Genomic DNA, 13,604 nt, shown 5'->3' with positions numbered 1-13,604 from the left:
TAGACGTTGTTTAACAAAGATTTAAGGATGATCAATCATGACAACTCAAACGAAAGAAACCAGCAAAAAGTTAAATGCGAAAGATCGTTACCGCGCATTAACCCGTGATCTAGACTGGGACTTTTCCTATGCTGACCGTAAAGAGGCCTTCCCTTATGAGGAGTTTGAAGGTATCAAAATTACGGACTGGTCTAAATGGGAAGATCCATTCCGTTTAACTATGGATGCTTACTGGAAATATCAGGCAGAAAAAGAGAAAAAACTGTATGCCATTTTCGATGCATTTGCTCAAAACAATGGTCAGATGAATGTCAGCAATGAACGCTACTTAAATGCGATCAAGCTCTTTTTAACAGCGGTGACTCCACTTGAATATCAGGCTTATCAAGGTTATGCACATGTAGGCCGCCAGTTTAGTGGTATTGGAGCACGTATTGCTTCTCAGATGCAGTCGATTGATGAACTGCGTCATGTACAGACTCAAATTCATGCCATGAGCCATTACAACAAGTTCTTTGATGGTTTTCAGGACTGGGCACATATGCATGACCGCGTTTGGTATTTGTCTGTGCCTAAATCATTTTTTGAAGATGCCCGTTCTGCCGGACCTTTCGAATTTTTATTAGCGATTAGTTTTGCTTTTGAATATGTACTTACCAACTTACTGTTTGTGCCGTTTATGTCAGGTGCAGCTTATAACGGCGATATGGCAACCGTGACCTTTGGTTTTAGTGCTCAGTCAGATGAAGCTCGTCACATGACGCTTGGACTTGAAATCGTAAAATTCTTGCTCGAACAGCATGAAGACAATGTGCCGATTGTGCAGGAATGGATTGATAAATGGTTCTGGCGTGGGACGCGTTTGCTTTCAATTGTGGGCATGATGATGGATTACATGCTGCCAAACAAAGTGATGTCTTGGAAAGAAGCTTGGGAAGTTTATTTTGAACAAGCAGGCGGTGCGCTATTTAAAGATTTAAGTCGTTATGGCATTCGCATGCCGAAATATAGCGATGTCATTGTGAAAGAAAAAGAGCATGTCTCACATCAGGCATGGTGGATTTTCTATAACTTTGGTCATGCTGCTGGTTTCCATACTTGGATTCCAACCGACGAAGAAATGGATTGGTTATCTGCTAAATATCCAGACACTTTCGATAAATACTACCGTCCAAAATGGGAGTTGGCTCGCAAAATGGAAGCCGAAGGTAAACGCTTCTACAGCGCAGGTTTACCACAGCTTTGTCAGGTTTGTCAGATTCCAATGACCTTTACCGAAATGGGCGATGATCCAACTCAGTTTAGTTATCGCCATAGCATTTACCAAGGCGAACGCTACCACACCTGTTCAGATGGCTGTCATGACATTTTCGAGCGTGAACCTGAGAAATATATACAAGCATGGCTCCCTGTAAATCAAATTTTGCAAGGCAACTGTGGTGGCGGTGACCTCGAAACCATGCTCCGCGATTATTACCGCATGAATGTCGGTGCCGACAATCTGGATATTGAAGGCTCGCCAGACCAACAGCGCTGGAAAAAATGGAAAGGTAACGCAGCTTAAGCACAAGGAATTATTCAGGCAGTGATCAAGCTGCCTGATAGAAAATAAGGAGATTGAACATGACTGTTCACGCGATACACAACAACTATCAATTTGAACCGCTTGATCTGCAAGAAAATTATGGTGATCAATTCTTACTTTACGTGGGTTGGGATCATCACACACTTTTTTGCTCGGCACATGCCATGCTTGCCTCGCCTCAACAAACTTTGGGACAGTTGATTGAGCAACAAATTACAGGTGGTTTTGCCCAACATCCAGATTTTGCCAAAATTGATTGGTCAAAAGTGCAATACACCTTAGATGGTCAAACAATTAGTCCTAAGAGTACAAAAACTTTGGCAGAGCTTGGTTTTGGGCATAAGTCATTACTTCGTTTCGTTACGCCAGAATTAAATGGCTATAACGACAGCTACGTTTAATTCGGAGGTGTGTCATGAGTTATCAAGTCACCATTGAACCGATCGGAACAACGATTGAAGTAGAAGAAGACCAAACCATTTTAGATGCCGCTTTACGTCAAGGCGTTTGGTTACCCTTTGCCTGTGGTCATGGCACTTGCGGGACATGTAAGGTTCAAGTCACTGACGGTTTTTATGATGTCGGTGAAGCTTCACCATTTGCGCTCATGGATATTGAACGTGATGAAAATAAGGTGCTTGCCTGCTGCTGCAAACCACAATCCGACATGGTCATTGAAGCCGATGTCGATGAAGACCCAGATTTCTTAGGTCATTTGGTTCAAGACTATCAAGCGACAGTCATTGAAATGAAAGACTTGTCGCCAACCATTAAAGGAATCCGTTTACAACTAGATCGCCCAATCGAGTTCCAAGCTGGTCAATATATCAATGTCCAGTTCCCAGATATTGAAGGAACTCGAGCGTTTTCAATTGCCAATTCACCAAGTGAAGTGGGCATTGTTGAGTTGCATATTCGTAAAGTTGAAGGCGGTGCAGCGACGACTTATGTACATGAACAACTTGCCACAGGTGATCAGCTTGATATTTCAGGCCCTTATGGTCAATTTTTCGTACGCAAGTCAGATGATCAAAATGCCATTTTCATTGCAGGAGGTTCAGGTCTTTCAAGTCCACAATCGATGATTTTAGATTTACTTGAGTCTGGAGATAGTCGCACCATTTACCTCTTCCAAGGAGCACGAGACTTGGCAGAGCTGTACAACCGAGAATTGTTTGAACAACTCGTAAAAGACTATTCAAACTTCCGCTATATCCCTGCCCTGAATGCACCAAAACCAGAAGACCAATGGACTGGATTTACTGGATTTGTGCATGAGGCTGTTGCCGATTACTTTGAAAATCGATGTGGTGGACACAAAGCCTATTTGTGCGGCCCACCAATCATGATCGACTCGGCAATTTCAACGCTCATGCAAAGTCGCTTATTCGAACGAGACATTCACACTGAACGGTTCTTAAGTGCAGCCGATGGCGCTGCTGGACAATCGCGTTCGGCTTTATTCAAACATATTTAAAGATAAACCTTTAAGCACTCCGCTTTTTCAAATGAGCTTTGTATTTGCAGTTTAGAAAGCTAATACAAAGCTCACAGGAGTTCTGCATCCCAAATTTATAGGTTAAACAGACTCAGATTTTTAAAGACCGTTAAGGAATAACGTTTTTTAGTGACAAGCCAAACAACACAGAATAGGACATTCTATGAATAACAAAATTGCTGCAATCATATGTGGTGTAATCAGTGCCCTTCACCTTCCCTCTGCATTTGCGACAGAAAACGGCTCGGACTCTTTTGCATTAGGTGCCGAAGGTATGATGGCTGGTGCCCTACCACCTGCTGGGGTCTATCTACTCAGTTATTATCAAAATTACCACGCATCAGAGTTTCAAAATGGTCCCGATCAGTTCCATGTTGATGTCAACGCCGTGGTTCCTCGTTTGGTCTGGATGACCGATCAAAAAATTATGGATGGACAACTCGGTTTTTATGCAGCCCAGCCATTGGTTGATCTAAGACTAAAAGTAAATGGGATGGCTGACTCAAACCAAGGTCTCGGAGACTTGATTTTGGGTGGCATGCTCGGCTGGCATCAAGGAAATCATCACTGGATTGCAGCCCTCGAAACGGTACTGGGAACAGGTGAATACGACACTCCAAGTACGACACATCCAGTTGAAGCCAATCTCGGGAAAAACTATCACACCATTCGACCTATTCTTGCCTATAGTTATTCCAACGCGGCAGGTTTAGATCTTTCAACTAAACTGTCTTATAGCTGGAATACACGTAACGATGCGACCGACTATAAGTCTGGACAATACATTGCGGGTGACTATAGCTTAGGTTATCGCATTAACCCCAAACTCAAAGTTGCAGTTGAAGGCTATGCTTTTAAACAAACTACAAATGACAAAGTAAACGGAAGTGACATTGGGTTTAAAGGACAGGCTTTTGCAATTGGGCCAGGCATTCAATATGCCGATAAAAACTGGTCTATTGAAGCCAAATTTTTAAAAGAAACCGAAGTCGAATATCGTCCCGAAGGCCATACCAGCTGGCTAAAACTGATTTGGGCTTTCTAAAACACATCAACGCATAGCTTCAAACCTTGAGGCTATGCCCTGCTTTATTTAAAAGTCGATACCGTCTGAATCATCTATCGGATTCTGATCGAGCGTGAAAACGGTGCGTTTATATGGAATACCTTCAAGATCATACACCTGATAAATACAATCAAATAAAAGCTGTAAGTCTTCACTTCGATCCATTGCACGAGCAGTAATGAAAATCGGGCTGACTGCACCGTTATCTAAAATCGGAATGTAATTTAAATGAGGAAAGCGAATGGTATCGGCACTGGCAGGAATAATACACAAACCTTCACCCGCTGCCACTAAGCCCAAAGCCAGTTGAATTTCCCGTATCTCATGCATATTTTTTGGAACCAAACTATGCTCGGCAAAGATATTCAAAAGCTGGGTCGAAAAATTCGGTTTCGGAGAAGTGGGATACATAAACATCTTTTCATCAATGAGATCGGCCAGATATACCCCTTCGGTACGCTGAGCGATGGGATGACTCGTATGTGCAGCAACCACCAAACGTTCTTTACGTAGCAGAATACGTCTCACCGCAGGGTCACTAATTCTTAGGCGTCCAAAGCCAACATCAATACGTCCTTCTTTTAATGCCTGTAGTTGCTCGGTCGTACTTAACTCCATCAATTGAATATTCAAATGAGGTTGTTGTTGTCGAAATAAATAAATGATTCGAGGCAGTAAACCATAAAGTAAAGACCCAACAAAACCAATCGTCACACTACGTTCAATCAGTCCAATACGTTTGGTCATACTTTTTATTTCTTCAGCATTCGACAAAAGTTTAAGGGCGTGCTGATAAAAGAAATGTCCGGCTGGGGTTGTCTGTAAAGGACGGCTTCCACGCTCAAACAGTTGAATTCCAAGCTCACTTTCCAAATTTTGAATCTGTCGACTCAAAGGTGGTTGAGCAATAAATAGTTTTTCCGCAGCTTTTGTAAAGCTCTGCTCTTCAACAACAGCCACAAAATACCGTAAGTGTCTTAGTTCCATAAGGCATCCATACCTTTAAGATATAAAAAAATGCAAATTCAGTCTTAGACACAGTTTAACCATTCTTTTAAGGTATATACAAGCAACAAACCGATGAAGTGATGAATTGCTTTGTGAAAAAGCCCTCTTGCCAATCTTCCAGTGATTCATCTTCATCAATTCACGGTTAAACACCCAGCGCACTCATGCGCTTCATTGACAATATTAGGATATCAAGACCTTGTAAATCGTAGCTAAGGCCTTGGTGACTTCCACACTTTTGGAAAGTCGGAGAACGGACATGCCACGTATTCCTGTAATCAATACTAGCCATCTTGACCGTATTGATGAATTACTTGTAGATAATATCGATACAGGTGAATTTAAACTTCATCGCTCAGTGTTTACTGACGAAGCCCTATTTGACCTCGAAATGAAATATATCTTCGAAGGTAATTGGGTTTACTTAGCGCACGAAAGCCAAATTCCAAATAATAATGACTACTACACCACTCACATTGGTCGTCAGCCAGTCATTATTGCCCGCAACCGTAACGGCGAACTCAATGCCATGATCAATGCGTGTTCACACCGCGGAGCACAACTTTGCCGTCACAAGCGTGGTAACAAAGCAACATATACCTGCCCTTTCCACGGCTGGACGTTTAACAATTCAGGTAAATTACTCAAGGTTAAAGATCCAAGCGAAGCTGGTTACTCAGACTGCTTCAACCAAGAAGGCTCACATGACCTTAAAAAAGTGGCTCGTTTTGAGAGCTACAAAGGTTTCTTATTTGGTAGCTTAAATCCCGATGTTCCTTCACTTGAAGAATTCTTGGGTGAAACCACCAAAATCATCGACATGATTGTTGACCAGTCTGAACATGGTTTAGAAGTTTTACGTGGTTCATCTACCTATACCTATGAAGGCAACTGGAAACTCACCGCTGAAAATGGTGCCGATGGTTACCATGTTTCTGCTGTTCACTGGAACTACGCAGCAACAACTCAACACCGTAAAGAAACACAAGCTGCCGATAACATCCGTGCGATGAGCGCAGGTTCTTGGGGTAAACAAGGCGGTGGCTCGTATGGCTTTGAAAATGGCCACATGTTGCTTTGGACACAATGGGCAAACCCAGAAGACCGTCCAAACTTCCCGAAAGCAGACGAATACACCGAAAAATACGGTGAAGCGATGTCGAAATGGATGATTGAGCGTTCACGTAATCTTTGCCTCTATCCAAACGTTTATTTGATGGATCAGTTCGGTTCGCAAATTCGTGTACTTCGCCCACTTTCTGTCAATAGAACCGAAGTCACCATTTACTGTATCGCACCTAAAGGCGAAGCACCTGAAGCTCGCGCACGCCGTATCCGTCAATATGAAGATTTCTTTAATGCGTCTGGCATGGCAACACCAGACGATTTAGAAGAATTCCGTGCTTGTCAGGCAGGCTACGCAGGTATTGCCCTTGAATGGAATGACATGTGCCGTGGTTCAAAACACTGGATTTATGGACCAGACGATGCAGCGAATGAAATCGGTTTAAAACCAATGTTAAGTGGTATCAAAACTGAAGATGAAGGACTGTATCTGGCCCAACATCAATATTGGTTACACACCATGAAACATGCGATTGCATCAGAGAAAGAAATTGCTGATCAGGGAGAAACAGCATGAGTGCTCAAGACAAAGCAACTTTAGAAAATATTGCTCAGTTTCTCTATCGTGAAGCTCGTTTTTTAGATGATGAACAATGGGAAGATTGGATTGAATGCTATGCACCCGAAGCGTCTTTCTGGATGCCAGCTTGGGACGACGACGATAGATTAACTGAAGATCCGCAATCTGAAATTTCACTTATTTATTATCCAGACCGTCAAGGTTTAGAAGATCGTGTGTTCCGTATTAAAACCGAGCGCTCATCGGCAACCATGCCGGACACACGCACAAGCCACAATATTGCCAACGTTGAAGTCGTAGAGCGCGACGGAGACAAAGTTACTGTTCGCTTTAACTGGAATACCTTGAGTTTCCGTTACAAGACAAATTACAGCTATTTCGGTATGTCACGTTATGTGATCGATTTTTCAGGTGATCAACCAAAAATCTTGAGCAAGTATGTCGTTTTGAAAAATGACTACATCAATCAAGTCATTGATATCTACCACCTTTAAGACATACCCCCTCAGCTAAACGGACTGTTGGCTGAGGGTAAAAGTTTCAAATATTTTGTAGGATACATGCCATGTCAAACCACAATATCGCACTTCAATTTGAAGATGGTGTTACACGTTTCATTAACGTAGCTCAAGGCGAAACCCTATCTGACGCAGCCTATCGCCAAAAAATTAATATTCCTTTGGATTGCCGTGATGGTGCATGTGGAACTTGCCGCGCATTTTGCGAGTCCGGTAGTTATGACATGCCAGAAGAAACCTATATTGAAGATGCATTAACACCAGAAGAAGCTGAGCAAGGTTATATTCTTGCTTGCCAATGTCGCCCAACCTCAGATGCTGTATTTCAAATTCAAGCATCGTCAGATGTCTGCAAAACAGCAATTCATAGCTTCCAAGGTACATTAGCCCGCGTTGAAAACTTATCAGACTCAACGATCACATTTGATATTCAACTTGATGAAGGTCAACCAGATATTCATTTCCTTGCAGGTCAATACGTCAACGTTGCGATTCCAGAAACTGGTGAAACACGTTCATATTCATTTAGCTCAAAACCGGGCAATCGCTTAACGGGCTTTGTGGTCCGTAACGTACCGAACGGAAAAATGAGTGAATTCTTAAGCAAAAATGCCCAAGCTGGCGACAAAATGACATTTACCGGTCCATTCGGTAGCTTCTATTTACGTAATGTAGTGCGTCCAGTGCTGATGCTGGCAGGCGGTACTGGTATTGCTCCATTTATGTCAATGTTACAAGTGCTTGAAGAAAAAGGTTCAGAACAACCAGTTCGCTTAGTCTTTGGTGTCACCAATGACTTTGATTTGGTTGCTCTAGAAAAACTCAATGAGTTGCAAGCGAAACTCCCTTGGTTTGAATATCGAACTGTAGTTGCAAGCCCTGAGAGCAACCATGAACGCAAAGGCTATGTCACTGGTCATATTGAAAGTGAATGGTTAAACGGTGGCGACGTCGATGTTTATCTATGTGGCCCAGTACCAATGGTAGAAGCGGTACGTGGCTGGTTAGAAACTGAAAATATCAAACCTGCTAACTTCTTGTTTGAAAAATTCTCTGCAAACTAATTCAAGGTGGAGAAGTTATATATGTCAAACCGTCAAAGATTTACCGATAAAGTCGTGATTGTTACGGGTAGTGCCCAAGGTATTGGTCGTGGTGTGGCACTACAAGTGGCAGCTGAAGGCGGCCAAGTCATCATGGCTGACCGCTCTGAATATGTTGAAGAAGTTCTCAAAGAAATTCAGAGTGCAAATGGCAATGCCGTCACGATTAATGCCGACCTTGAAACCTATGCAGGCGCGCAAGCGGTAGTTGCAAAAGCCATCGAACACTATGGTCGGGTAGATATCCTGATTAATAATGTAGGTGGCGCGATCTGGATGAAACCTTTTGAAGAGTTTTCTGAAGAAGAGATCATTAAGGAAGTAAATCGCTCATTGTTTCCAACTTTATGGTGCTGCCGCGCTGTGTTGCCCGCCATGATTAAGCAACAATCGGGTGTGATTGTAAATGTATCGTCAATTGCAACCCGTGGTATTAACCGTATTCCCTACTCTGCATCTAAAGGTGGGGTAAATGCTTTAACCGCATCGCTTGCTTTTGAACATGCCAAAGATGGAATTCGAGTCAATGCCGTTGCGACTGGCGGAACCGAAGCACCCCCTCGTAAAGTGCCACGTAACGCTAATCCGTTAAGTCAAAATGAAAAAGACTGGATGCAGCAAGTGGTTGATCAAACCATAGATCGAACATTTATGGGTCGTTATGGCACAATTCAAGAACAAGTAAATACGATTTTATTTCTTGCATCAGACGATGCATCATATATGACCGGATCGGTTATTTCGGTCGGAGGTGGAGATCAGGGTTAACCCTGATCTTTTTACATGATTGGGTAAATAACATGATTTGCATGGAGGCAATCACACATGGCAACCCTGTTAAAGACATTAAAAAATGACTGGTCTATATCAGCAACAGTTGCTGGCTTTCTTGCGGTTTTAATTTCTTACTCAGGCCCACTGATTATTTTCTTTCAAGCTGCTCAGCGCGCCCATGTGTCAACCGATATGATGGTGTCATGGATTTGGGGAATTTCAATTGGTGCTGCTGTTTCAGGTATTTATCTTTCGATTAAATATAAAACTCCTGTCATTACCGCATGGTCTGCACCAGGTACTGCCCTGTTAGTGACGCTATTTCCACATATCTCATTGAATGAAGCGGTAGCCGCTTATATTACTTCTGCCGTTGTTATTTTTTTAATTGGCATTACTGGTTACTTCGACAAATTACTCAAGTGGATTCCGCAAGATGTCGCTGCTGGCATGATGGCTGGTATTCTTTTTCAATTCGGTATTGGCCTATTTACCGCATCTGATAGCATGCCCTTTATTGTCTTTAGCATGCTCATTGTCTTTTTAATTGCCAAACGTTTAATGCCACGCTACACCATGATTTGGGTGTTAGCTGCTGGAGTTTTACTCAGCCTCATTTTAGGAAAAATGAATCCTGTTGATGTGAGTTTTAGTTTAGCGATTCCGCAGTGGATTAGCCCAGAGTGGACATGGAACTCAACACTGAATCTCGCAGTTCCTCTCATTTTAGTCAGTCTAACCGGCCAATTTTTACCGGGTATGGCGATTATGAAACTCAGCGGTTACGACACGCCAGCCAAACCGATTATTAGCGTTACCAGTATTGCCTCTTTAGTTGTTGCTTGCGTAGGTGGTATTACCATTGTGCTTGCCTCAATTACCGCAGCTTTATGTATGGGCAAAGATGCACATGAACTTAAAGAAAAACGATATATTGCGGGTATCGCTAATGGAATTTTTTATATTTTAGGAGGCTTATTTGCTGGCAGTATTGTCATGCTATTTAGCTTACTTCCTAAAGAGTTGGTTGCAGCACTAGCAGGTTTAGCCTTGCTTGGAGCGATTGCCACAAATATTTCTGTTGCTATGAGAAATGATAGTCAACGCGATGCTGCTCTCATTACATTTTTAGCAACAGCATCAGGCATGCATTTTCTTGGATTAAGCTCAGTTTTTTGGGGTATTTGCATTGGTGTAATCGCCCACTTCATTCTCACACCACGATCAACTCCAGCCACAAATTAAGTTTTTTATCTAAACACTCCAACCAAAATAAAGCCTCAATCGCCAAATCAGGATGCAAATAATTTGCTAACCCTGATTTGGCGATTTTTATTTAATATCAATTAAATTTCATTTTCAAAGGTCAATTTCTAAAATAATTAAATAATAGACTTTAATCTCCTATCTTAATATTCTCATTCCAATTAATAATATAAATTTAGCTCTATTTTTATCAGTGATTCTTAGCAAGAAAATCAAGAATAAAACAGCAATAAAAACATTGAAATTCTCACCATACAATATTTAACCCTATTTTAAACGCAACAAAAACACCCACAAAAAAAATAAAAATAAATTATATTTTTCAAATACCTAGATTAATTTAAGCACAATACCTTAAAGACATAAAGATATATCAATTAGGTTTTTGACTCTAATCCAATAACAAAATAGTTTATTAAAAAATAACGCAATGCTTCACAAATTGGAGGTGAAGAAAATGGATACGAGCAAGGTTAATATTAATGAGCTAATTGATAAGGCCAGTTTTACTTCTTTTCATTGGAAAGTTTTAATCTGGTGCTTACTTATTATTATTTTTGATGGATATGATTTAGTCATTTACGGGGTTGCTCTTCCTCTATTAATGCAACAATGGTCATTAACTGCGGTAGAAGCAGGGTTGCTCGCAAGCGCGGCTCTATTTGGCATGATGTTTGGTGCCATGATTTTCGGCACACTTTCGGACAAGCTCGGGCGTAAAAAAACCATCCTGATTTGTGTGACTTTATTTAGCGGATTTACCTTTATCGGTGCTTTTGCCAAAGGACCAACTGAATTTGCAATTTTGCGCTTTATTGCTGGCCTTGGTATTGGTGGCGTGATGCCAAACGTGGTCGCACTCATGACCGAATATGCGCCTAAAAAAATTCGTAGTACATTGGTCGCAATCATGTTTAGTGGTTACGCAATTGGTGGCATGACATCTGCCCTACTCGGTGCATGGCTCGTTAAGGATATGGGCTGGCAAATCATGTTTTTACTTGCAGGTATTCCACTGCTATTACTCCCACTGATCTGGAAATTTCTGCCTGAGTCTCTCACCTTTTTAGTGAAATCTAATCAGAGTGAACAGGCAAAAAGTATTGTCAGCAAAATTGCGCCTCAAACTCAGGTAAATGCCAATACACAACTGGTGTTAAACGAAAGCACAACAACTGAAGCACCTGTCCGTGCGCTTTTCCAACAAGGCCGTACCTTCAGCACATTTATGTTCTGGGTTGCTTTCTTTATGTGCTTACTCATGGTGTACGCCTTAGGAAGCTGGTTACCTAAACTTATGCTGCAAGCGGGCTATTCGCTAGGTGCGAGCATGTTGTTCCTGTTCGCACTCAACATCGGTGGCATGGTCGGTGCAATTGGTGGAGGGGCTTTAGCAGACAGATTCCATTTAAAGCCTGTTATTACCATCATGTTTATTGTTGGGTCAGCAGCTTTAATTTTACTTGGCATCAATAGTCCGCAATTTATTTTATATAGCCTCATTGCCATTGCTGGTGCTGCCACAATTGGCTCGCAAATCTTACTCTACACGTTTGTTGCACAGTTCTACCCGACAGCACTTCGTTCAACTGGCATGGGCTGGGCATCTGGAATTGGCCGTATCGGTGCGATTATCGGACCAGTTTTAACCGGAGCCCTACTCACACTTGAGCTTCCTCACCAAATGAATTTCTTAGCAATTGCGATTCCAGGTGTGATTGCTGCACTTGCAATATTTATGGTCAATCTAAAAGCCTCTGTTGCTGCACAGACTCCATCAACATTTAACACTCAAAACACGCTTACCCAGCAGTAAATATAAATGCGCCGAGGACTGGCGCATCTTTTTGGAAATGGATTATGGAATTATTACACCGCTTTAAGCCATGTGCTTTAACTTTCGCAACCTTAGTGTTGATGTGTGGCAATTCATTCGCTGCAAATCCAAATCAGCAGTCCGAAGATGAATGGAAATTCACTTTAAAAAATGCCTATATCAACCGTAATTTTGATAATGATGCACTGAAAGATACAGGCAGCTGGTCTCAGGCAGCATCTTTATTTTATAAATCGAAAATGCATGACACCCCACTGCAAATTGCAGATAAGCCCATCACGATTGGTGCCGATGCTTCTGTTCAATACGCCGTGCGCTTGAGTTCAGACAAGCATGTTGCAGACACAGTTTTGCCTTTTAACAAGGAAACTCAGTCACAAGCATCAGACTTTTTAAAATACGGGGCGACATTAAAATTAGGTTATGACAAAACGCTTTTGAGTGTGGGTGAGCTTTGGCTAGACCTGCCTGTAACCGCTGTCGATGCCAGCCGACAATTGCTCGCTTCTTATTGGGGAACCAATTTAAAGTCGCAACTTTCAGATCAGCTTTATGCTGAAATTGGTCGGGTTGAAAAAGTATCCCCACGAAATGAAGAAGACTTTAAAAAGTTTTCATTCACGGCAAATGGAATTACCAAAGAATCTGATGGCTTAAATTATATTGACCTACGCTACCAATTTACGCCTGCTTTAAAGGGTGAGTACTACTTTGGTAATTTAGAAGACCTCTATAACAAACACTATGTTGGGGTTGAGCATAATTGGAAACAACCTAATTTCGCTCTTACTTCTAAGTTTAAATACTTCAATGCAAAAGATGATGGCAACACTTTTGACATTGATGCACAAAACATTGGAGTACTAGAAACGCTTAAAGTGAAAAATCATACCTTTGGTTTAGGCTACCAACAAATTATGGGTGAGTCAGCTTATCCATTACCGGATGGTTTCTTACCGGAAACCTATTTCATTAACTGGAATGCTACTGGTTTCTTTAAAGAAGATGAAAAGTCTTACCATGTCATGTATGGCTATGACTTTAAAAACTATGTACCTGGTTTAAACGCAATGGTGAAATATGTGTATGGCCATGACTTTAAAGCAGCCAATGGTGAGAAAAACCACGAAACTGAGTCGAACGTGATTTTAAACTATGCGTTTCAACAGCCGTACTTAAAGGGAGTTGCCCTGCAATATATTCGCATTGATTACAACGTTAAACATGGCAATGATTTTGGTGAAGACCGCTTGTTTGTAAACTACACCAAAAAGTTTTAATAACTTTTGATTCAATCTAAGCGA

At 41.7% G+C, this 13,604-nt stretch carries 11 protein-coding genes and 2 pseudogenes; 11 read left to right on the top strand and 2 right to left on the bottom strand.

The annotated features are described in order from the left end of the window. Positions 1–37 precede the first annotated feature (37 nt). The 4 genes from F886_RS08125 to F886_RS08110 all read left to right on the top strand — a co-directional run bounded on the left by F886_RS08125 (position 38) and on the right by F886_RS08110 (position 4,128). Positions 38–1,564 (top strand): aromatic/alkene/methane monooxygenase hydroxylase/oxygenase subunit alpha, encoded by a 1,527-nt coding sequence (locus F886_RS08125; RefSeq protein ID WP_004702709.1) that lies wholly within the window; start codon positions 38–40, stop codon positions 1,562–1,564. A 59-nt stretch (positions 1,565–1,623) separates the two neighbouring features. Then, entirely contained in the window at positions 1,624–1,986 is a 363-nt protein-coding gene (locus F886_RS08120; protein ID WP_005303626.1) for a phenol hydroxylase subunit P4, read from the top strand. Between the two features lie 14 nt (positions 1,987–2,000). Next, complete coding sequence (locus tag F886_RS08115) at positions 2,001–3,062, top strand: NADH:ubiquinone reductase (Na(+)-transporting) subunit F (protein ID WP_005303623.1); 1,062 nt, start codon at positions 2,001–2,003, stop codon at positions 3,060–3,062. 184 nt (positions 3,063–3,246) lie between these two features. Next, positions 3,247–4,128, top strand: coding sequence for a SphA family protein (locus F886_RS08110; protein WP_005303620.1), 882 nt, complete (start codon positions 3,247–3,249; stop codon positions 4,126–4,128). Between the two features lie 48 nt (positions 4,129–4,176). Here the strand turns inward: F886_RS08110 and F886_RS08105 are convergent, their stop codons facing one another. Further along, a complete protein-coding gene (locus F886_RS08105) occupies positions 4,177–5,136 on the bottom strand; it encodes a LysR family transcriptional regulator (protein WP_004702719.1) in 960 nt (319 codons plus the stop codon). A gap of 44 nt (positions 5,137–5,180) precedes the next feature. Continuing rightward, positions 5,181–5,310: pseudogene (locus F886_RS19735) on the bottom strand (hypothetical protein). Positions 5,311–5,416: 106 nt separating this feature from the next. Here F886_RS19735 and benA point away from each other — a divergent pair. The 7 genes and pseudogenes from benA to F886_RS08070 all read left to right on the top strand — a co-directional run bounded on the left by benA (position 5,417) and on the right by F886_RS08070 (position 13,580). Further along, positions 5,417–6,799 carry a benzoate 1,2-dioxygenase large subunit gene (benA, locus tag F886_RS08100; RefSeq protein WP_004793610.1) on the top strand — a complete coding sequence of 461 codons (1,383 nt, stop codon included), beginning with the start codon at positions 5,417–5,419 and terminating at the stop codon, positions 6,797–6,799. Further along, a pseudogene (benB, locus tag F886_RS08095) lies at positions 6,796–7,315 on the top strand (benzoate 1,2-dioxygenase small subunit). Before benA ends, benB begins: the two are co-directional and overlap by 4 nt. A gap of 52 nt (positions 7,316–7,367) precedes the next feature. Then, the gene (gene benC, locus F886_RS08090) at positions 7,368–8,384 is read left to right on the top strand and encodes a benzoate 1,2-dioxygenase electron transfer component BenC (protein WP_005303617.1); all 1,017 of its coding nucleotides are present in this window, start codon (positions 7,368–7,370) and stop codon (positions 8,382–8,384) included. Between the two features lie 21 nt (positions 8,385–8,405). Beyond that, positions 8,406–9,191: a 1,6-dihydroxycyclohexa-2,4-diene-1-carboxylate dehydrogenase gene (locus F886_RS08085; RefSeq protein ID WP_005303616.1), complete on the top strand. Its 786-nt coding sequence runs from the start codon at positions 8,406–8,408 to the stop codon at positions 9,189–9,191. A 57-nt stretch (positions 9,192–9,248) separates the two neighbouring features. Continuing rightward, complete coding sequence (gene benE, locus F886_RS08080) at positions 9,249–10,442, top strand: benzoate/H(+) symporter BenE (RefSeq protein WP_005048080.1); 1,194 nt, start codon at positions 9,249–9,251, stop codon at positions 10,440–10,442. A gap of 478 nt (positions 10,443–10,920) precedes the next feature. Then, positions 10,921–12,279, top strand: a complete 1,359-nt coding sequence (locus F886_RS08075; protein WP_005303612.1) for an aromatic acid/H+ symport family MFS transporter — start codon at positions 10,921–10,923, stop codon at positions 12,277–12,279. A 44-nt stretch (positions 12,280–12,323) separates the two neighbouring features. Next, positions 12,324–13,580 carry an OprD family outer membrane porin gene (locus F886_RS08070; protein ID WP_005303609.1) on the top strand — a complete coding sequence of 419 codons (1,257 nt, stop codon included), beginning with the start codon at positions 12,324–12,326 and terminating at the stop codon, positions 13,578–13,580. The last annotated feature ends 24 nt before the right edge of the window (positions 13,581–13,604 follow it).

It is taken from the genome of Acinetobacter sp. NIPH 542 (assembly GCF_000369825.1).
Lineage (GTDB): Bacteria > Pseudomonadota > Gammaproteobacteria > Pseudomonadales > Moraxellaceae > Acinetobacter > Acinetobacter oleivorans.
The sequence above is the reverse complement of the archived record's forward strand: the minus strand, read 5'-3'. Positions and strand labels throughout refer to the sequence as shown.